Below are 20,005 nucleotides of genomic sequence, written 5' to 3'. Positions count from 1 at the left end.
GTTCTTATGGAATTCAGAAAAGATGAGGTGATATTTCTTCTCGGTGCTGGGGCAAGCGTTGATGCTGGTATCCCGGCATCCTGCGGCATGATTAGCAAATTGGAAACCCTCCTCAAAACGCCATCGTGGAAAGGGTTCGAATCCTTATACAATTTCGTGAAGTCCGCGATTATCTACGGGGATGGCATCAAGGGCAAGTTTGAGTACGGCAACTTTAACATTGAGCGGCTGGTGAACACCCTTGACGAACTGAGGAAAAGCGATGAACACCCGCTCTTCCCATTTATCGGCTCCTGGAACCCCAAATTGCCGGAAGTCACTGACAATACTTTCGAGAAGCTTGGTGCCTTCCGCACAAAAATTGTTGAAGAGTTGAGCCAACAATGGGTTCACTCCGAATATGATGAACACTCCCAGTACTTTGAGGGTTTGTCAAGGTTTCAAAAACGCTATAATCATCCGTTGCGTGTGTTCACGCTGAATTATGACCTCTGTGTGGAGAAATCTTGCAAGGAGTCCGGTGTAGAGAGGGGGTTCGGCGATGATAAGTATTGGGACTGGAAAATATATGAAAACGAGGCTCAGCTCGAAAATAATATTTTTCTGTATAAACTCCACGGTTCTATAGACTGGATACGGGACGGGGGGAAACTCACCTATAAGGACAAAGGTATACCGTCCGAGCAAATAGAAATAATTTTCGGAACCACGTACAAGCTGCAGTACATCGACCCGTTCCTCTTCTTTGCCTATGAATTCAGGAAACGCCTGATGACTGAGGTTCAGCTGCTGATATGCGTCGGCTATGGCTTCGCTGATGAGCATATCAATGGCATAATCTCACAGGCGCTTAACGGCGACCATTCCCGCAAGATGTTGGTAATATCGCCATTTGACCCAAAAATGGCTGACGAAACCCTGCAGTGTATCCGCAACACCTTGAAATTGAGCTGCAACGATAATATAACCATGTGGAATCTTACTGCTAAGGAATTTTTTAATGACAAGTTGACCGTCGAAGAGCTGACCACGATTTTTCCAAAAGAGGAAGCTCCATTCGATGAGATAACTAGTTGATGTCCCAGCTCAAGGAAAATGATATGACGGAATCGCCGGAAAAGCAGGTAATCGTTAAATCCCACTGTAACAGTTGCTTGGGGGAAAGAAACCATCATCTTCTTTTCCTGCATAAGACCAAATGGAGTGACGATGAATGCGACATTTACGGCGATGACGCATATGAATTGCTGAAGTGCTGTGGGTGCGAGGCGATTATCCTGCGACACCGGTCACGGTTTTCGGAGGACTGGGACGAAGACGGCCTTGTCGTCACTACCAAGTACTACCCACCCGCCATTTCCAGGAAAAAGCCTTCCTGGTTCCGGGACATAATTTCTTTGGGTAGCACCAAGCTCAGTCTCATAGAAGAGATGTTTGATGAAGTACACATAGCCATGCAAAACGGCAGCAACCGTCTTGCCACCATGGGGATACGCGCCATTATCGAGACCATGATGATAGACAAAGTCACCGACCATGGCACCTTTGCCGCCAACCTGGATGAAATGTGCAGACAGGGGTTTATCTCAACAAAACAGAGGGAACGGCTGGAAGTTGTTCTGGATGCCGGACACGCCACGATACACCGGGACTACTGCCCCAACCCTAGAGAACTCAACAATATCCTCGATTTATGCGAAAGCCTTATTGAATCCCTCTATATCCATGAGGTCAAAACCAAACGGTTAAGTGAAAAGATTCCCCCCAGACCTCCGAGACCATTGAGGAAGAAGAAGGACGGCAAACCTGAAGCTGTTCCGGCTAAACCGTAAAATCCGGGTTTAAGGTCAGAGATTTGATGGTGAGGTAGTCCCTTCCGCACTGGCGAGCCATGGTTGTCCCATGGTCGAGAACCCAACCGCAAAATATTCGCTCCCAAAGCACTGCTGAAGAACAGAGCGCAAGGGCAAAGGGGTCTGTGGAAGCTGTAAGTTGCATTTGCTGGTTATAAACGGAAGTACCTTACTTTCTGTCTAACCAGAAAAGGGGTAGATATGAGCCCGAAGCAGCTCTCTGCGGATTTCGTAATACCAGTGAAAGCCATCCCTGAACTTGAAAAGGCGAGGGTTCTGAACCGAGATATGACCGAGGATGCGTTTTTCTTCCTGGAGTCGTACGCGAAGCTCTGGGGCAATCGCGAACTCATCAGGCAGCAAATAATGCCGATGGGGATGAAAGAGCGCGCCGCCTTGCTGTTCGGGGCCGGACACGGCAAACTGGAAGGCTGGGCTCTCAGCCGAATCCTGACCAACTACAGGGCCAATCAGAAAGAGGGCGCGGTCAAAAAAAACTGCAAGTAAGCCAGGTTGTCCATGCCGACGCCTTTCTGTCAGCCGTCGTATGGCAACCGCGCAGCGCCAGGGTTTTGTTTGCCTGTCGTTGAGAGGTTGGCCTGAAAAGGCTCTCTTTCCCCAGGCTCACACGACTCCAAAAAACTTGGGGTGAGGGCGACGACCTCTGAAACGGACCGGTCTCTCGCGTGGCGAGGAATTGGAACCTGCCTTGGGCACCAGGAATACCACCCTCTCTTGGAGATATTCGCGCTGGCTGAGACAACCGGTCTACCCAAAAATGGGGTAGGCGCTTACCGAAAAAACCTATCCGTGTACCGGGACCCAGTGACCGGGGCGTATCCCTCCAGATGTGCGGTATCTTTGGTCCTTAGAGGGGAGGGAGTTTATAAGAGTGAGCATCTTGGGTTATAAAAAGTGATATAAAATAGCATTTGTCTTCTCTTCTAGGTAATGGACAAATTGCGGACAAACTCAAGTTGTCAGCTGACAAATAATTTCCTAAATGTCTAAATATTTAAGTGTGTTATCGCTGTTGCCACACTTGATGAAACATCGCTGGTTGAGCCCCAATTCCCTCTAAATTTGATTAAATGTTGTTTAAGTTATTTGTCCACGAACGTCCACAGTTTGTCAGCGGATGTCCCTGGTTTGTCAGCGGACAAATCAATGACAAACTTCACTAGTACCAAGCCCACCTCCCGAATCTCGCCGACACTGTCCTGCACCTCAGCAATACCAACCCCAGCGCAATAGAGTTATTTTTCCAAGGCTACTGTACGAAAAACTTAGTTTTTGTCCCTCAGCCCCCTCAGCCCACACAAAAAAACCATCTCCTCAAAAAATGTTTTTCAAGCATACTATATCAGAATTTGTAATTCAGTTCATTGAGATAAACTACCAGTAACATATACTATATAAAGCTGTTACCTTGTTATAATTATTGATATTAGCTATATCAAAAAACATAATAAGCGTATGTTTTGTAAGACTTTTTTGTACTAAACACACTTTACACGTTTAAAAAGATTTGTTACATTCACAACATCCTTGGCAACAAAGAGTCTATTAGGACAATGACACCGTGACAGGGGTGTCATGACTACACGCACTAGGAAACGACACCCATAGAACGGAGAGTACCGCCGTGAAAAACGACGCCATTACCTGCACCATCTGTCGCAACAACATCACCTTGGAGGTTGAGACCTGGCTGGTCCACTTCAGCCGCAAGGAGCTGCTGGCCACCTATGCCCGGATACGGCGCAATCGCCGCCGCCGCGAGTTGTATGCTGCCTATAAGACCAGGAAGGCCGCCCCGACTGAGGAGGTCTAGCCATGTCACTAAGAGCGCAGGAGAACCAGAAGAAGGCCACGCCCATCTACGTCCTTATTAGTTATGCCGATGGTCGCTACGGAATTCACAAGGATGGCAAGCCCGCGTATATTATTGAGCGCTCCTACCGGTGGCGGTGCAGTTGCAAAGGCAATACATTCCGCCCTGGAACCGACTGCAAGCACATCAAGATGTTGGAAGAACAACTGGCACTTCAGGCCGAGACGGAGCAGGTAATCTTCAACGGTTTGTTTAACACCCTAACCGACGCCGCCACCGCCAATACTGGCTGCTACCCCTGGTAGCGCAACCGGACAAGGATGATAAGTTGAGACACAGAACGAACAGCATCACCGACCCAGTTGATTTCATGACCGCCATCCGCGACGCCGGGCACTGTTAGCTGTTGAATGACTATCCTGCACCTTTTGACTCCGAGCTGGTGGCCTCGTACGAGTTCCTGTGGGACTGCGGGGGCTGCGACTCCGGGCACCACGCCACCGACTACATCACAACTGTAGAACAGCACGAGAGAGCGCGATAGGAGATTGAGCAATGGGATACATGAAACGCGATTGGGAACTTGACCAAGAGGCGGCAGGACCCGAACAAGGTGACTACGAGGAGGACTGGACCGACCTCTACTGCGACTGCCACGGCGTCGGTTGCCGTAACTTCATGTCGGAGCGGTTCGGCGACCTCAATACCTACACCACAACGACCTAGACCAAATGCATCTGGAGACCTGGAGGCGCACGGTGGGCGGTTGGAAGTGATTCGCCGGGAGCTACGGATGGAGCCCTGCACCCGCCCGGTCGAAGAGGTGTAAAGATGGATATCGAATACGTGGTATCGCGGGAAGCGACCAGGGCCTATTTTGCAGGACTGCTTGACGAGGAATAGTACTTCAACTGCCGCCGCTGGTACGACGAGGCAGCACAGGCGTGTTTTTACGAGCCCTGCGACACTTTCAGTAACAATCTCCGCCATCCTGAAAGAGCAAGATGAAGCGGCCCGCCGCGCCGGACGGTTCGAGCGCTGGCAGGATACTGAAGACGCAGCGTGGTTCCTGCAGGTGTTAGCCGACTCTGACGCGCGAATAGCAGCGGAGAAGAAAGCCAAGTAAAGAAGTATAAGAGCGGCATAACGGTGAAGTGTTGTGTAGCAAAAGGAGGATGCCCTGTACGAATCCAGGAACAGGATTTTGAACCTCTCCATGTCCAAGCTCCCCTATTTCTGTTTTCCAACAGACTGGTACAAGAGTAACGACGTGGAATCAGCTCGCTACGCCACTGACAAACATATCCTTGGGTTTTTCACCCTTATGTTGACTGACGCCCTTATGATTATTGATGGCACCGTGGGTAGGCTAATGGCATCTGCGTCGAAGCCGTATACGGTTGAAACGTATGGAAAAAAGCACGATTACTCCCCCGGTGATGTCGAGCGTTACTGGAACGCACTGTACGATTACGACCTCATCGACATTGACGAGAACCTAGTAGTGTCCATCCGCGATATTCGCCGCTGGTACGGTGAAGCCATCGACAAGGCCAACCGCACTGCCAAGAACACACAGAGCAAGCGGGAAAAGCGCGGCACACCGGAGGGTGCGAAACGCGGACCACGAGCAAAGCTGTCCATCGCGGAGCAGCAGGTATACGACATGGTGCGGGAGAAGGCTAGGCGGGCTGGCAAGGAGTTGGAGCATGAGCGCCAGGCTAGAATCGGGCAGCAGGATGACCCGGAGGCGCTGCTACCGTTCTAAGGGAGGAAGTGTGCAGCGGTACAAGGAAGAGACCAAGATTTGCAATTGCTGCGGCAAAGAGCAGCCTATAGACCTGTACGCCTGGATTTGCTTCAGACCGGTTCGCGAAGATATTTGTTGGCCCTGTCGATATGACGAGTTGGTGGCGACGAAAGGAGAGAAACATGCAAAAAAATTCACTGCGTTCAGGTATGCACGCGCTGTTTCAGAGGGCAGGGAGCAAGGGGGAGTTTGTAGGCACTGCGGGCGCAAGGGGCATGGGCATCACAAAGACCACCACCTTATCCACGATGTTGAGTTGCTCTGCGACCGTCACCATCGACTGAAACATATCTTCCTAAATTACAGGTGGGCGGGGATACGTAAACACATACTGAAAAAGCGCCGCGTTCAATTGACGGTGTCAGGACGGAGCCGAAAACCTGCAGGAAAGCTGAGAGCCCGGAAGGGTAAAACGAAACCCGACCGGGAGAAGTGAAACGGTTGGTCGGCTCACTAGGATGGCCTGTGGGTTGGCCTTTCCTACGTGGTCCAGGGGTAGATGGTCCGGGACGGGTAGGGCAAGCGGGAGCCGACCAATAGCCGGGGCTTTTGGGGTTGATTCATGACAGCATTTGATATACAATTCGGGCAATAGTCACTGTGTCACAAACTGTGACACATAGAGGTTTTCGAGGGGTTCGGGTTTGGTTTTTGAGTGCAGCCTTTAAGCTGGTAAGAGCGCACCAAATCCGACGCGGTAGCGTCGCAATTAGAACAGACGAGAAGGACGGTAGAGCCCTGGAAGGGGTCGGACGTTCGAATCGTCTCGGGGACGCCACAAAAATCAAATGGGTTACGGCAACATTGCTGTAACCCATTTTTTTTGATAATTATCATCCAACGACCATCATCGTCAGCATATGGAGTCGAGAATGGATTCTGAACGGTTGGAAGAACGTGTCTCGGACTATCTCAAGGCTCTGTCCCAGTTGGAAAAGGCCGGCAGCCAACCGAAGGACGAGTTTCTCAGGGATTCTGTGATCCAGCGTTTCGAGTTTACCCATGAACTCGCCTGGAAGATGCTTAAGCTGCGCCTCGAGAAAGAGGATGTTTTTGCCAGGACGCCGCGCGAGACCTTGCAGGCCTCACTGGAAGCAGGCTTCATAGAGGACGGCAATGCCTGGAGTGATCTGCAGAAGATGCGAAACATGACCAGCCATACCTACAACGAGGAACTTGCTGAGGAAGTTTATTCATTCGTGGTGGCGCAGGGGATAACCCTTTTCCGGCAACTAGCGCAAAAGGCGGTGACATGGCAGACGACGATCTGATCTACGGTTTGGCGCGCCGTCACTATCTGGAACTTGCCGGTGTTTTCGGCAGGTACTCTCATGTTCAGAAGGTTATGATATTCGGTTCACGCGCCAAGGGGACTGAGAAACCCTATTCCGACATTGACCTGGCCGTGATTGCTCCCGAAATGGATAGTGTTGAATTTTCTCGTCTGCTGGATGAATTAGAGTCGTTGGATCTTGTCTTCAAACTGGACGTGCTGCACTTTGAAACGTTGACGCTACAGAAGTTAAGTGATGCGATTAAGCAGCACGGCAAAGAGTTTTACCCCTCGTACGGTAAGTAGATTCAGGCCTGCCACAAGTGGAAAAGCTGTCGCTCATACAGGCCACGCCACGACACTCATCTTGCTCGACCGACCATCGTAAAGAAGTATCAAATCTCAGCAACAATCCTCTCTCGTACTAACGATAAAAGGGTTACAGCATCTGCTGTAATCCTTTTTATTTTTGCAAAGTTTATATTACACATGTATTGCCTTGAAGGCGCTGGGAGAAATTTATAACCTTTAGGCGTCCACTTGTACCCCTTGCGGTGAAGCGAGCGAGGGCGCACAAAAAACCCGCAACGTGAAATATTGAGCAAATACCTCAGTAGGAATTCAATCATATAATTTATGCCCTTACAGGCACTCCCCCTTCACAGCCATGTCTTTCCCCCTAACCGCAAACCACAAGATACTCTTCAAGATAACTGACTGAGCGGTCGATAAGACTCTTGAGACGAAAGATGTCCTCTCCTAGGGTGTAAATCCCCAAAGTACCTATAAGAAGGGCGTACTCAATGGATGCAATCGACCACGAAGAAATCCGGCAGCTGTTTGACGACTACCACCGGATGTATGCGTCCCGCGATGACCGGCTGACAGGCTTATTCAGCGAGAACTTTTCCGGATTTACCGGGGGAGGGGACAAGCTGATCAAAGACCGGGTGGAATGGGTCGCGATCACCCGTAAGGATTTCGACCAGGTCAAAGATCCGCTGAGGATTGAGCTTAAAGACCTGGCCATCCAGTCGTTGTCAGACACCATCGCCGTTACCACCGCCTTTTCCACGCTTCATCTCCCCATTGAAGATCACGTCCTGTCACGGACGGTGGCCCGTCTGGTACTCATCTTCCGCAAGGAAGTCGCCGGCTGGAAAATTTGCCACAGCAGCATATCACTTCCCGATGGCATGGCCCGTGCCGGCGAAGTCTATCCGCTGCAGGAACTCACGGAACGCAATCAGCTGCTGGAGGAGCAGGTCGCAGAGCGAACGATACAGCTTTCCGAGGCAAAGAAAGCCGCGGAAGCCGCCAGCCTTGCAAAAAGCCAATTTCTGGCCACCGTCAGCCACGAGATCCGTACCCCGTTGAACGCCCTGGTGGGATTCAGCAGCCTGGTTCGCACGACGACCGATCCCGTCAAACTGGAACAGTACCATGCGATCCTCGAACAATCGTCCCGCTCCCTTATGGAACTGGTCAACGACATCCTGGATATGAGCAAGATCGAGGCCGGACACATGGAGCTCGAAGCGGTGCCGTTCAATCTGCGCCAGTTGGCAGACGGGCTGGAAGAACAGTATCGCCCCCTGGCGGAGCAAAAAAAATTGGCTTTCCGTGCCGAAATGGCCGATGGGCTTCCGGAGTGGGGCTTTGGTGACCCGGTCCGCCTGCGGCAGATCCTGGCCAACCTCCTTGCCAATGCCGTCAAGTTCACCGATAGCGGTGAGGTTGGCTTCGTCGTCAGCTCGTCCGATCGTACCTTGACAGCCGGAGAGCCGCTGCTTCGTTTTGAGGTGAGGGATACCGGTATCGGCATTCCCGAAGCTGCCCGCGCCCATCTTTTTCAACCGTTCCGGCAGCTCGATGCGACCATCACCCGCAAATTCGGCGGCAGCGGGCTCGGTTTGGCCATCGTGCACAGCCTGGTCGAAATGATGCGCGGGCGTATAACCATGCATAGCCGACACGGCGCCGGGAGCTCTTTTTTAGTCGAGTTGCCTTTGCGCGAAGCGGAACCGTTGTCCGATGAGCCCCCAAACCGCGTCGACCTGGCTTCGGGCTCGGTGCTGGTCATTGAGGACAACGAATTCAACCGCCGGCTGCTGGGGGATATTTTGACCAGCTGGGGGCATCAGGTTGTGTTGGCGGAAAACGGGTCGCAGGGTCTTGAGTTTTTTGAACAGCGACCTTTTGACCTGATCCTGATGGATATCCGCATGCCTGACATGGACGGCATGGAGGTCGCCCGCCGGATCAGGGGGCGGGAGCAGGAGGGACGGCAGACACCCGTTCCGATCATCGCCATTACCGCCGATGTCGAAGCGGCCACCTTTGAAGCATGTCTTGGCGTCGGCATCAACGCGGTGCTGCCCAAACCGGTTGTCCCCGAACAACTGGCGAAGGCCATGCATGACCAGTGTGGAAGAACCGTTGTGACGTCTATTGCTGGGGACCAGCTCTTGAACGGGCGAACCTGCAGTGACCTGAACAACAACCCCGAGCGCGCCCGGCAGTATCGTGAGATGCTGCTGGCCGACATCGACGATGAACTGGAGTGTCTGCAGATCGCCCTTGGGAGCGACGACCGCAATGGTCTTTGCCGGGCCGCCCACACCCTGAAAGGTTTGTGCGGGCACCTTGCCGACCGGAAACCGGCAGAACTGGCGTCCTGGCTGCAACAAAATGCCCACTCTGCCAGCCATGAACAGCTAAGGCTGGTAATGGAACAATTACCCGCCGGATTGGGGAAGGAGTGCGCAGCATGAATCCAGGTGCACGGTTGCTGGTGGTCGATGATAAAAAGAGCTACCGCTTCATGATCAAGGGGTATCTGGAGGATGCCGGGTGCCAGGTGGAATGCGCAGCAAGCGGGGTTGAGTCCCTGGCGCTGCTGGAGCAGGGCGGTTTTGACCTGGTGCTGTCCGACATGGTCATGCCGGAAATGGACGGCATGACATTGCTGCGCCAGGTGCGCAGCAGCCATCCGCAGCTCCCGTTTGTGGTCATCACCGCCCACGGCAGCATCGACACCGCCGTGGCGGCCATGAAAGAGGGAGCCAATGACTACCTGCTGAAACCGCTCATCCAGGAAGAACTGCTGGTGGTGGTGGAGAGGCTCTTGGAGTGTGCCCGGCTGCGGGACAACTATGGCCGCATGGTCGATTCGGAACGGGAAAAGTACAGTTTTCAAAACATCACCAGTATCTCCCCCGTCATGGGGAAAACGCTGTCGGCGGCCAAGCAGGTGGTCGCTTCGCCCCGCACCACCGTTTCCATCCATGGAGAAAGCGGAGTGGGAAAAGAGGTGTTGGCCCGGGCCATCCATGTGGGGACCGGACAGACCATGGCCAGTTTTGTCGCCGTCAACTGTGCCGCAATTCCGGAAACCCTTCTGGAAAGCGAGCTGTTTGGTCACGCGAAGGGCGCCTTCACCGGTGCCGACCGGGAGCGCGAGGGGAAGTGCAGCCGGGCACGGGGAGGCACCCTTTTTTTGGACGAGATCGGCGACATGCCGCTTTCGCTCCAGCCCAAGCTGCTGCGTCTTTTGGAGGAGAGGGTGTACGAGAAGGTCGGCTCCGACCGGCAGCAGACCGCCGACTTCAGGATCATCGTGGCAACCCACCGCAACCTTGAAGAATGCTGCAACCAGGGAACCTTTCGGCGGGATCTCTATCATCGGCTGAACATCTTCCCGATCACCATTCCCCCCCTGCGCGAACGCCGCGAGGACATTCCTCAGCTTTCGGAACATTTACTGAACAGCTTCCGGAAACACCAGGGGAAATCGCTCCCCGGCCTCTCCCGGGCGGCCCTCGACCTGATGCTTGCCCATGACTGGCCCGGCAACGTGCGGGAGCTGCGCAACATGCTGGAATACGCCTGCATCGTCACCAACGGCGAACTGATCCAGCCCGAGCATCTACGTCTGCATAAAGAGCCTCGAACTTTTAACGCAGGTCCGGCCGATGACCGGATCTGCCTCAATTTCAATTTCTCACCTGAAGAGTTTTCGTTGGATGCCGTCAACGGACAGTTGATGGAGTGGGCTCTGGAGAAGTGCAAGGACAACAAATCCTCTGCCGCACGCCTGCTGAAAGCCTCCCGAAAGCTTTTCTACTGATCTCATTATCCGCAGCTGTCCGATTTCGGACAGCTTGTCCGGCCCGGGACAAGCCCCCTCCGTCGTATTTCCATAACCTACCGAAACCGCGCGTTATTTCATCTGGCACGAAACTCGCCTCTCCTATTGTGTAATGGTTCTTCGCAACGAACAAATCTGTCCCGTTTAGGACAGGGCGTCCAGGGCCGGAGGTAGCTATGTCACAAGATGCGGTTGAGCGAGTATTGGGACGACTGATTACCGATGCACGTTTTTGCCGCGCCGTGGGTGATTCCCTTGAGGCGGCATGTCTGCAGCAAGGCTATAGGCTGTCCCCCACGGAGCTGCGGCTTTTGTCAGAACTCGAGCTGACGCGGATTGCCGCCCTTGCAGCCGGTATTGATCCAGGGCTGTGTCGTGCAGACACCCCGCTTGCCTGATGCGGAAAACGTATACCGCCCAATGCGGCGGTGGGCCTTTGATGATGCAAACAAATCATTCGGACAGGAAATCACGCACAAGGAGGATCACATGGGAAACAGGTTTTTGGTGGTGTTAATCGCAATTCTTTCGGCCTTTACGGTCGTGGCCGGGTGTGGCAGCGACACCGCGACCCGGAATCCCCCGGCCATCGATTATGCAAAGGCCGCCAATTGGCTGTCCGTGCCGTCACAGCTTGATCCCGTCAAAAATGTCGACATCTTCTACGTCTATCCGACATCGTACTTTGCCGGTACCAATGGTTCGGTTATCGGGCCGATAGACGACCCCCTCATGGTGGCCGGCGCAAAATCGTGGTTTCAGAAGCAGGCGACCGCCTTTGCCGCTGTCGGCAATCTCTACGCCCCCTACTATCGGCAGGCGGATGCCTTCTACACGCTGGCTTTGCCGACTGCGGACGCCGTGTATGACTTTATCAACGGGACACCGGCCACGGATGTCACCGCAGCGTTCGATTACTACATCAAAAACTACAACAACAACCGGCCGTTCATCCTTGTCAGTCATTCCCAGGGGTCAACGGTAACCGCTCTCCTGCTGCAAAACTACATGAAGGCCAATCCTGACGTCTATCAGAGGATGATCGCCGCCTACGCCATCGGCTGGTCCTTCACGCAGGATTATTTCGACCGCAACCCCCACCTGAAATTCGCCCAGGGGCCGGATGATACCGGTGTGATCATCTCGTACAACACCCAAAGCCCTTCCTTTACGGGCAGAAACCCCGTGGTCTTCCCCGGTGCCATGGCAATAAACCCCATCTCCTGGACCAGAACGACAACACAGGCCCCAGCCTCAGCCAATGCCGGCTCGCTGCGCCTGTTCGATGCAACCGCAACGGCCCCGTTCTATCAGGGCGATGTCATGATCCCCGTGCAGACCGTGGCCGGCTATGCAGATGCGCAAATCGCCGCCATCGATCCGGTCACGAGCGCTCTCGACCCGAACTCTGCGACGCATGTGGTGCTCTGCTCAACCGTCGACCCGGCAGATTTCAAGCGTCCAAGCCCAGTGGCGCCAGGCTTTTTCCACATTTATGACTACGCGTTCTATTACGGCAACCTCGCCGCCAACGCCGCCAACCGCGTTGCCAAGTTTCTCAACCCGTAGAGGAGAACTACCATGGAAGGTATGCTGCGCTTCAGTCGCCGGGTCTTTTTTGTGGTTTTAAGTGTCGCGGTACTGCTATTGGCGGGCTGTGCAGACAGCACGCCGACAGGAACATTTACTGCTGACAAGGTATCCGGCAAAACGTTCGCCTATTCCAGCGCCGGTTCCACAGGAACACTCGCTTTCAATGCCGACGGCACCTGGAGTACAACGATTGGTACGTCAACCTTCAGCGGGACATGGAATATCACCAACGGCAAGCTGGTCTGCGTGACAACCGCCGGCGGGGATCATACCATTACCTACACACTGCTCACTACTACGTCAAACAGCATGAATGCCAGCTTCGACGAAGTAAACCCCGCTGACCCCAATAACCCGGTGGCCGGCACTGCCGCTTTCACCGCAACCTTTACCACCGGGCAGGTATCCGGCAAAACATTTACCCATGCCAGCACCGGTGCCAGGGGAACACTCGCATTCAATGCCGACGGCACCTGGAGCACAACGATTGATACGGCAACCTTTGGCGGGACATGGAGTATCATCAATGGCCAGCTGGTGTGCGTGACTACTTCCGGCGGCAATCATACCCTTACCTACACGGCTCTTCTCAGTGATGATACAACGGCAATCCATACCAGTGTGGTTGAAGTAAACCCCGCTGATCCCGCTAATCCGACCACTTACACCGCCACGCTCGCGTTAAACCAATTATTGACCAGCTCTCGTTCCTCTCTTGAACCGATCTTCTTTGTGCATATCTCCGATACGCACTTGGATACCAAGACGGCAACGAATACCGGACTTTCAACAGACGGCGTAGACCTTACCCAGAGCGGCAAGGCACTGATGAACGCTCTCATTACCGAGGTTGTACCGGTGATTAACCCTCTTGCTATTGTCCATACTGGCGACATGACTGAAAAGGGGTACATTGAGGAGACATGGCAGACCTACAGTAATCTCTTGAAGAGCAGCATCCTGACATCCTACCCGAACTATGTTGATATTGTCGGCAACCACGACGTCAAGGTTCAAAATCCCCTTTTAGATTACGAAGCCGGTTTGCAGAACTTCCTGCTATATTCCCAGACGGCAAGCAGGTATGGCTACACAACCCTCGAAAGCTCGGTGGGAACCGTACGACTGATTCGCACCAACACCGCCGCATCCACATCGGCAAATCCACAAACGCGAAACATGGAAAACATAATTGGCAATTTCCCGGCAAGTCAGCAGCAGGCCCTTTTAAACCATCCTGACCGCAACCAGCCTGTGGCGCTCAATGTCGTACTCGGCCATAGCCCCGTCGCAGAAAGCTATATTCCCTATGTTCCGGGAACAAATATTGGCCAGTATATGTTCCAGATTACCGATGGCAATGGTCGCATGAAACAACTGATAGACGAATTCAAGGCGCCAATTTATCTCAGCGGGCATGTTCACGCCCACGGACTCGAGTGGCTCGGTAATAAGTCCCTGGTCGTCCGGGCTGATACCTTCGGTGCCCATGGGAAGCAGGCAACCTTTTATCTTGTTGCTTACGATTTTGAGGCAATGAGTCCTGCCGTCAAGCTGGTGAACATTGATGCAACAAAGCCTAACACCGTTGAGTGGCCAATTGTCTTTATTACGACCCCGGCCAATAGCGCGCTCGGCAATACCGCCTCCTATAGCGGGGGCAACCCCAATGCGCAGCCCTTCACCACAGGACAGACCATTATGCTGAAAACCATGGTCTTCTCGCCGGAAACAGTCACTTCCGTCGAATACAGCATAGATGACGGCCTCACGTCGAGTCCCCTTGCGGCCGTCAGAAATAGCTATGGAAGAGTCTGGGCCGCGGGCATCCCTTTAGCGGGGCTGTCAGCGGGGTCCCACTCGGTAACGGTCACGGCAACGAGGAGCAATGGAACGACTGGCAAGGATTCTATTTCGATCGTGATCAATTGATGCCGAGCTGGTCAAACAGCTGAGCACTGCAATGCAGAACATAATAGCCAATTACTGAGGGGGGTGAGATGACCAATTTTCTGTCCAAACTCTGCTGCAACCGTTATTTTCTCGTGCCGGCAATCGTGGCATGCCTGGCAGGCTGCGGCAGCGACAGCAACCAGACTGCCGGCAATGCAGTGGTTAACCCGGGCCCGGGCCCCATTCCGGGAACTCTTCAGGGGTATCTGTCAACCAGCGCTCTTCCCGACAGCATTGCCTTGCTTCCGCCTCCTCCGGCAGAAGGAACGGCCGCGCTAACGCTTGATACCGAGATCAGCCAGCGCAGTTTTGCCCTGAAGGATACACCCCGCTGGGCACAGGCCATCTCCGACGCAGATCTCTCATTTCCCCATGCGGCCGGCACCTTTGCCTGCTCGGTAAATACGGCTATCAATGAAGCTGATACGCCGCACCTGTATATGCTGCTGCGCAGAACCCTGACAGACATAGGCCTATCGACCTACGCCGCGAAGAAGAAATACCAGCGGACACGGCCGTTCGTCATAAACAACCAACCGATTTGCACTCCAGATGAAATGGACCAGCTGGAAACCGACGGCTCATACCCTTCCGGACATACCGCGGTCGGTTGGGGGTGGGCTCTTATTCTCTCCGAGATTTCTCCGGACCAGACCAACGCGATTATTTCACGAGGCCTTGCATTCGGCGAGAGCCGGAATGTATGCAACGTCCACTGGCACAGCGACGTTGTCCAGGGGCGCGTCATTGCTGCGGCGGCCGTTGCCAAGCTGCATGCGGATCCTGCCTTCCTGGCGGAGCTGGAAGCCGCAAAAGCTGAAATTGCCGCTGCGAAAGCCAAAGGGCTGACACCGGCTGTTGATTGTACGGCTGAGGCCGCCGCGCTCGCGGTGCTGCCGTCACTGGCGCAATGAGATCTGTCGTGCGATATCGAAAGCACCTGACCATAGTGGCGTCAATGTCTCTCATATGCCTGCTTGCCGCCTGCGGCAGTGATTCGTCGGCGCCTGTCCCTACGACGCCGGTGAGGCTCCAGGCGCAGTATTCAAGCGCCGTGGCCGATGCCCGCACGGCAACTCCGGGAGAGATTTCACGCTACTTGACGCCTATCAACAACGAGAACCCCGATCTGGTCTGGGAGAACGGTGTGGTCGGGTCACGCCTGCTGGTGGTGACTTGGCTGGGGGATGCTGGAAAATACTACAAATGCTCAGATCCCGCGGGGTGCAGCGGCAATACGGCCTGCCTGGAGGGGGGCGAATGCCCGACCTATAAGTACGATTCCTGGGTGACCGTGGTGCCCGAGATCAGGAACTACTTCGGGAACGCCGTGCCACAGCCATTACGTATCGCCCAGCTGCTGGGATTGCCACCAGAATATGCCGTTGCGGGTGATCCCAAAGAGGCGAAATACATGCTCGAGATGTGGGTCTCGCCGCAGGACCTTTTCCGCCCCTGTCCCGACACCGAGATATCCGATACGGCCTGCGAAACGAGCTTTCCGAGCGATCCATTCCGCATGCTGGACCTGAGCAACAAGGTCAGAGCGACCGAAGGGACGGACTACGGGGTGTTCAAAACGTACTCCTCCTGGTTCAACAACCGCACCAGAAACGTCTACAACACCGGCTCATCCCCCTATCCATGGACCCGCCTCGGCTATACCTATGACTGGGGAAGCAGCAACCACACCGGCCTTAGCGAATTCGTCCTGCACGGCAGGAAAGTGGATGGTTCGACCATTTCGGTCGGGATCAAATCGGTCAGGACAACGGCGGAATATTTTGCGAAACAATAGCCTTTCCTCTTATGAAAAGCGGTCGTGCCGCAAAAGGAGCTGCAGAATGATTCCAGCAAATGTTTTGTTACCCGCTCGCACGAAAGAGCATGGTGGGCGTATCTATCGATCGGTCCTGTCGGGTCCTTGATGAGTCGGGAGGGCGCATTCCCGGCCTCTATGCCGCGGGTGAACTTACCGGTCTCGCCGGTGTGAATGGGAAGGCTTCACTTGAAGGAACATTCCTGGGAACGTCCATTCTGACCGGCCGTGTGGCGGGACGGGCCGCTGCGGCGGAACTGGCGGATAAAACAAAACCATGATGTTTCCGTTCAGGATGGCCCCGGATGTACATCCAACCGTAGCGGTTATCACCTTCAGGGCGGAGGCCTCAACCGGATGAAAGTATTTAACGTTTTATTCATTTTGTTACTGATTGTCGGCAGTCGAAACGTGAACGGTGCGACAATCCCGGTTGATCTCATCATTGCCGACGGTCTGGTCGTTTCTATGAATGACGGAATGACCATTCTCGAACACAGCAGCATTGTGGTAGACCGGGGTGAAATAGTGGCCATCGGCCCTTCGTCAACCATGGAAAAGAGATATACCGCCCGGCAGAACATCGATGCGGCGGGCAAAGTCATAATGCCCGGCTTGGTGAACACCCATACCCACGCGGCCATGACTCTCTTCCGGGGGCTGGCCGACGACCTGCCGCTCGACACCTGGCTCACGAAGCATATCTGGCCGGCCGAGGCTAAGTTCATCACCGCCGCTTCGGTCCGCACCGGCGCCAATCTGGCGCTGGCTGAAATGATCCGCTCCGGCACGACCACCTTCAGCGACATGTATTTCTTTGCCGACGAGCTGGCTCAAGCGGCGAAAAAAGCCGGCGTCAGAGCGGTTGTGGCGGAAGCGGTGCTTGATTTTCCAACACCTGACAGCAAGAGTCCTGAAGAGAGTTTTAAGACCATTGAAAAGCTGGCTTCCAAGTGGAGAAACGATCCGCTGGTAACGATTGCGGTCGGAACCCACTCCCCGTACACCTGCTCCCCTGGTACCCTCAAGTCCGCAAAAAAACAGGCTGACGCCTTGGGGCTGCCGCTTACCATACATGTTGCCGAAACCCGCAAGGAGGTCAGCGACATGACGGTAAAATACGGCGTGCCACCCTTTGAGTATCTCGATCAACTCGGCTTTTTCGGGGGGACGGTCATCGTGGCCCATGCCGTGTATCCGACCACCGGAGAAATCCGACTCATGGCAGAAAGAGGGGTGGGTGTGGCCCACAATCCGGGAAGCAACATGAAACTTGCCAGCGGCGTTGCCCCCGTACCGGAGATGCTCCGTGCTGGAATCGCAGTCGGACTCGGTACCGACGGGGCAGCCAGCAATAACAACCTGGACATGTTCAAAGAGATGAACGCCGCCGCGTTGCTGCAAAAGGTGTCGCGGCTTGATCCGACAGCCATGAGCGCCCGCGACACGGTCAAAGCAGCCACCATCGGCGGGGCGAAGGTATTGGGGCTGGAAAGGCGCATCGGTTCGTTGGAAGAGGGGAAGCGGGCCGACCTGATCGTCATCGACCTGAATAGCCCACACCTGGTTCCGTTGTACAACGTTTACTCACAGCTTGTGTATGCCGCTAATGGAGAGGATGTGGAAACCGTGATCATCAACGGCAAGATTGTCATGAAGAACAGGAAGCTTCTTACGTTGGATGAAGATACCGTTATGCAGGAGGCAATGAAACTTGCCCAGAAGATCCTCGAGTCCAACAGCGTGACAGGTGCTCAATGAATTCACTCACCCTTATTTTTGCCGCGGCCTGTCTTTTCGCCATCGCCTACCGATTCTATGGGCTGTTCCTGGCAAACAGGGTAATGAACCTGCGTGTGGAGTTGGAAACACCCGCTGTGCGCTACGCAGACGGCCATGATTACCTGAAGACCAATAAGTACGTCCTCTTCGGTCATCACTTTGCCGCCATTGCAGCAGCCGGGCCGCTCTTGGGTCCGGTGCTCGCCGCCCAGTTCGGGTTCCTCCCGGGTGCGCTCTGGATTTTGATCGGTGCGGTACTTGCGGGCGGGGTTCACGACATGGTTGTGCTGTTTGCCTCGGTGCGGCACAAGGGAAAAAGCATCTCGGTGATCGCTGAAGCCGAGATCGGCACGGTGGCGGGGAAAGTAGCTTCAGTCGCCGTGCTCTTCATCCTGATCCTGACCCTGGCCGGGCTCTGCATCGCTGTTGTCAACGCCATGTTCAACAGTCCCTGGGGAACCTTCACCGTCTTTGCCACCATGCCGATCGCCATGATCATGGGGATCTACATGCAGAAGATCCGCCCCGGCGACATCAAAGGGGGGAGCATCATTGGCGTATTGCTGCTGGCGCTGTCGATCTATGCCGGCCCCCATGTCGCCGCCGACCCGACCCTGGCGGGCATGTTGACCTTTTCGAAGAAGCAGCTCGCTCTGCTCCTTCCGGCCTACGGCTTTGCCGCTTCGACTCTGCCGGTCTGGTTCCTGCTGGTGCCGCGCGACTATCTCTCCACTTACCTGAAAATCGGCACCATCGGCGCTCTGGCCCTCGGCATCATCTTCGTCCATCCGACCCTGCACATGCCGGCCATTACGCCGTATTTCTTCGGTGGCGGCCCGATCATCCCGGGTGCCGCCTTCCCATTTCTTTTCATCACCATCGCCTGTGGTGCCCTATCCGGTTTCCATGCCATTATCGGCACCGGCACCACGCCGAAGATGATTGCCAATGAACGCGATGTCCTCTTTGTCGGCTACGGCGCCATGCTGGTCGAAGGCTTTGTTGCCATCATGGCCCTGATTGCTGCCTGTGTGCTGCTGCCGACCGATTATTTTGCCATCAATGCGGCGCCCGCCGCTTATTCCAAGCTCGGTCTTATCCCGGTCAACCTGCCGGAACTGTCTCGCCAAGTCGGCGAGCAGGTCCAGGGACGACCCGGCGGTGCCGTATCTCTGGCGGTGGGCATGGCCTACATTTTTTCATCCGTATCTCTCATGAAGGGGATGATGGCCTACTGGTATCACTTTGCGATCATGTTCGAGGCGGTCTTCATCCTCACCGCTGTTGATGCGGGAACCCGCGTGGGGCGCTACCTGCTGCAGGAGATGCTCGGCAGACTGTACGCCCCTTTTGCCGACAACTCATGGACTCCCGGTATCGTCTTTACCGGTGCCATGTTCACCACAGCCTGGGGATATCTGGTCTATACCGGAGATATCTCCACCATCTGGCCGCTGTTTGGCATGAGCAACCAGTTGCTGGCCACCTGCGCACTGGTCGTTGGCTCCATCATGTTAACACGGCTCGGCAAGGCAAAGTATGCCTGGGTCACCGCTGGTCCGGGGCTGTTCATGATGCCGATCTGTATGTGGGCCGGGTATCTCAACATCACCCGAAACTTCCTGCCGAAGGGGTTATATCTTTTGGCGAGCCTGTCTGTCATGCTGATGGCGCTGATGACGGTCGTCTTTGTTTCTGCGTTTAGGCGCTGGCAGGCACTGCTGCAGATCGACGAAGATTTTACTGACAGTAATGGCGACCGGGTGCTGGCGCTGGCCATGGACCGGGATGAGGCCGTGGCCCATCGGTCAATGAAGGAATGACAGTAGAGGGAAGTCGTCACCCTGGTCACTTACGATATGGTGATTTACAGTATCATATCAATGCGAGACAAATCGCATACACTGCGCCTATTCCAGTGTATGTCGACACTGAACT

Annotated in this window: 19 protein-coding genes; all 19 read left to right on the top strand. The window is 54.6% G+C overall.

The annotated features are described in order from the left end of the window. The first annotated feature begins 6 nt into the window (after positions 1–6). The 19 genes from E8K79_RS04375 (at position 7) to E8K79_RS04290 (ending at position 19,890) form a co-directional block, all read left to right on the top strand. Positions 7–1,077, top strand: a complete 1,071-nt coding sequence (locus tag E8K79_RS04375; protein WP_136513639.1) for an SIR2 family protein — start codon at positions 7–9, stop codon at positions 1,075–1,077. Beyond that, complete coding sequence (locus E8K79_RS04370) at positions 1,077–1,832, top strand: DUF4145 domain-containing protein (RefSeq protein ID WP_136513638.1); 756 nt, start codon at positions 1,077–1,079, stop codon at positions 1,830–1,832. Before E8K79_RS04375 ends, E8K79_RS04370 begins: the two co-directional genes overlap by 1 nt. A 222-nt stretch (positions 1,833–2,054) precedes the next feature. Then, on the top strand, positions 2,055–2,360 hold the full coding sequence (locus tag E8K79_RS04365) for a hypothetical protein (protein ID WP_136513637.1): 306 nt from the start codon (positions 2,055–2,057) through the stop codon (positions 2,358–2,360). Between the two features lie 1,138 nt (positions 2,361–3,498). Further along, a complete protein-coding gene (locus E8K79_RS04360; protein ID WP_136513636.1) occupies positions 3,499–3,687 on the top strand; it encodes a hypothetical protein in 189 nt (62 codons plus the stop codon). A 2-nt stretch (positions 3,688–3,689) separates the two neighbouring features. Continuing rightward, positions 3,690–3,992 carry a hypothetical protein gene (locus tag E8K79_RS04355; protein WP_136513635.1) on the top strand — a complete coding sequence of 101 codons (303 nt, stop codon included), beginning with the start codon at positions 3,690–3,692 and terminating at the stop codon, positions 3,990–3,992. A 250-nt stretch (positions 3,993–4,242) separates the two neighbouring features. After that, a complete protein-coding gene (locus E8K79_RS21065) occupies positions 4,243–4,413 on the top strand; it encodes a hypothetical protein (RefSeq protein WP_162604591.1) in 171 nt (56 codons plus the stop codon). Positions 4,414–4,891: 478 nt separating this feature from the next. Next, positions 4,892–5,455 (top strand): hypothetical protein, encoded by a 564-nt coding sequence (locus E8K79_RS04350; protein WP_136513634.1) that lies wholly within the window; start codon positions 4,892–4,894, stop codon positions 5,453–5,455. A gap of 914 nt (positions 5,456–6,369) precedes the next feature. Beyond that, a complete protein-coding gene (locus E8K79_RS04345; RefSeq protein WP_162604590.1) occupies positions 6,370–6,768 on the top strand; it encodes an HI0074 family nucleotidyltransferase substrate-binding subunit in 399 nt (132 codons plus the stop codon). Further along, the gene (locus tag E8K79_RS04340; RefSeq protein WP_136513632.1) at positions 6,750–7,076 is read left to right on the top strand and encodes a nucleotidyltransferase domain-containing protein; all 327 of its coding nucleotides are present in this window, start codon (positions 6,750–6,752) and stop codon (positions 7,074–7,076) included. Before E8K79_RS04345 ends, E8K79_RS04340 begins: the two co-directional genes overlap by 19 nt. A gap of 497 nt (positions 7,077–7,573) precedes the next feature. Beyond that, positions 7,574–9,544, top strand: coding sequence for an ATP-binding protein (locus E8K79_RS04335; protein ID WP_136513631.1), 1,971 nt, complete (start codon positions 7,574–7,576; stop codon positions 9,542–9,544). Further along, positions 9,541–10,899, top strand: coding sequence for a sigma-54-dependent transcriptional regulator (locus E8K79_RS04330; protein ID WP_136513630.1), 1,359 nt, complete (start codon positions 9,541–9,543; stop codon positions 10,897–10,899). Before E8K79_RS04335 ends, E8K79_RS04330 begins: the two co-directional genes overlap by 4 nt. Before the next feature lie 197 nt (positions 10,900–11,096). Further along, complete coding sequence (locus tag E8K79_RS04325) at positions 11,097–11,318, top strand: Os1348 family NHLP clan protein (RefSeq protein ID WP_136513629.1); 222 nt, start codon at positions 11,097–11,099, stop codon at positions 11,316–11,318. A gap of 91 nt (positions 11,319–11,409) precedes the next feature. Then, on the top strand, positions 11,410–12,489 hold the full coding sequence (locus tag E8K79_RS04320) for a DUF3089 domain-containing protein (protein ID WP_136513628.1): 1,080 nt from the start codon (positions 11,410–11,412) through the stop codon (positions 12,487–12,489). A gap of 12 nt (positions 12,490–12,501) precedes the next feature. Further along, on the top strand, positions 12,502–14,445 hold the full coding sequence (locus tag E8K79_RS04315) for a metallophosphoesterase family protein (protein WP_136513627.1): 1,944 nt from the start codon (positions 12,502–12,504) through the stop codon (positions 14,443–14,445). A gap of 68 nt (positions 14,446–14,513) precedes the next feature. Next, positions 14,514–15,380 carry an acid phosphatase gene (locus E8K79_RS04310; protein WP_136513626.1) on the top strand — a complete coding sequence of 289 codons (867 nt, stop codon included), beginning with the start codon at positions 14,514–14,516 and terminating at the stop codon, positions 15,378–15,380. Between the two features lie 44 nt (positions 15,381–15,424). Further along, the gene (locus E8K79_RS04305; protein ID WP_136513625.1) at positions 15,425–16,264 is read left to right on the top strand and encodes a hypothetical protein; all 840 of its coding nucleotides are present in this window, start codon (positions 15,425–15,427) and stop codon (positions 16,262–16,264) included. A 59-nt stretch (positions 16,265–16,323) separates the two neighbouring features. Beyond that, a complete protein-coding gene (locus E8K79_RS21655) occupies positions 16,324–16,566 on the top strand; it encodes an FAD-binding protein (RefSeq protein ID WP_136513624.1) in 243 nt (80 codons plus the stop codon). A 76-nt stretch (positions 16,567–16,642) separates the two neighbouring features. Next, positions 16,643–18,046, top strand: coding sequence for an amidohydrolase (locus E8K79_RS04295; RefSeq protein WP_136513623.1), 1,404 nt, complete (start codon positions 16,643–16,645; stop codon positions 18,044–18,046). Beyond that, positions 18,043–19,890, top strand: a complete 1,848-nt coding sequence (locus E8K79_RS04290; RefSeq protein WP_136513622.1) for a carbon starvation CstA family protein — start codon at positions 18,043–18,045, stop codon at positions 19,888–19,890. Before E8K79_RS04295 ends, E8K79_RS04290 begins: the two co-directional genes overlap by 4 nt. Positions 19,891–20,005 lie beyond the last annotated feature (115 nt).

Origin of the sequence: Geomonas edaphica, from assembly GCF_004917075.1 — a bacterium.
In the GTDB taxonomy this organism is placed as follows: Bacteria; Desulfobacterota; Desulfuromonadia; order Geobacterales; family Geobacteraceae; genus Geomonas; species Geomonas edaphica.
Note: the sequence above shows the minus strand (reverse complement) of the source record. Positions and strands in the feature narration are given on the sequence as shown.

What these genes read in the sequence shown, in the direction of transcription:
- E8K79_RS04345 (WP_162604590.1), top strand. Translation starts at nt 6,370, where the DNA reads ATGGATTCTGAACGGTTGGAAGAACGTGTCTCGGACTATCTCAAGGCT.
- E8K79_RS04365 (WP_136513637.1), top strand. Translation starts at nt 2,055, where the DNA reads ATGAGCCCGAAGCAGCTCTCTGCGGATTTCGTAATACCAGTGAAAGCC.
- E8K79_RS04325 (WP_136513629.1), top strand. Translation starts at nt 11,097, where the DNA reads ATGTCACAAGATGCGGTTGAGCGAGTATTGGGACGACTGATTACCGAT.
- E8K79_RS04355 (WP_136513635.1), top strand. Translation starts at nt 3,690, where the DNA reads ATGTCACTAAGAGCGCAGGAGAACCAGAAGAAGGCCACGCCCATCTAC.
- E8K79_RS21655 (WP_136513624.1), top strand. Translation starts at nt 16,324, where the DNA reads ATGTTTTGTTACCCGCTCGCACGAAAGAGCATGGTGGGCGTATCTATC.
- E8K79_RS04290 (WP_136513622.1), top strand. Translation starts at nt 18,043, where the DNA reads ATGAATTCACTCACCCTTATTTTTGCCGCGGCCTGTCTTTTCGCCATC.
- E8K79_RS04295 (WP_136513623.1), top strand. Translation starts at nt 16,643, where the DNA reads ATGAAAGTATTTAACGTTTTATTCATTTTGTTACTGATTGTCGGCAGT.
- E8K79_RS04305 (WP_136513625.1), top strand. Translation starts at nt 15,425, where the DNA reads ATGTCTCTCATATGCCTGCTTGCCGCCTGCGGCAGTGATTCGTCGGCG.
- E8K79_RS04335 (WP_136513631.1), top strand. Translation starts at nt 7,574, where the DNA reads ATGGATGCAATCGACCACGAAGAAATCCGGCAGCTGTTTGACGACTAC.
- E8K79_RS04340 (WP_136513632.1), top strand. Translation starts at nt 6,750, where the DNA reads ATGGCAGACGACGATCTGATCTACGGTTTGGCGCGCCGTCACTATCTG.
- E8K79_RS04330 (WP_136513630.1), top strand. Translation starts at nt 9,541, where the DNA reads ATGAATCCAGGTGCACGGTTGCTGGTGGTCGATGATAAAAAGAGCTAC.
- E8K79_RS04315 (WP_136513627.1), top strand. Translation starts at nt 12,502, where the DNA reads ATGGAAGGTATGCTGCGCTTCAGTCGCCGGGTCTTTTTTGTGGTTTTA.
- E8K79_RS04375 (WP_136513639.1), top strand. Translation starts at nt 7, where the DNA reads ATGGAATTCAGAAAAGATGAGGTGATATTTCTTCTCGGTGCTGGGGCA.
- E8K79_RS04320 (WP_136513628.1), top strand. Translation starts at nt 11,410, where the DNA reads ATGGGAAACAGGTTTTTGGTGGTGTTAATCGCAATTCTTTCGGCCTTT.
- E8K79_RS04310 (WP_136513626.1), top strand. Translation starts at nt 14,514, where the DNA reads ATGACCAATTTTCTGTCCAAACTCTGCTGCAACCGTTATTTTCTCGTG.
- E8K79_RS04370 (WP_136513638.1), top strand. Translation starts at nt 1,077, where the DNA reads ATGTCCCAGCTCAAGGAAAATGATATGACGGAATCGCCGGAAAAGCAG.
- E8K79_RS21065 (WP_162604591.1), top strand. Translation starts at nt 4,243, where the DNA reads ATGGGATACATGAAACGCGATTGGGAACTTGACCAAGAGGCGGCAGGA.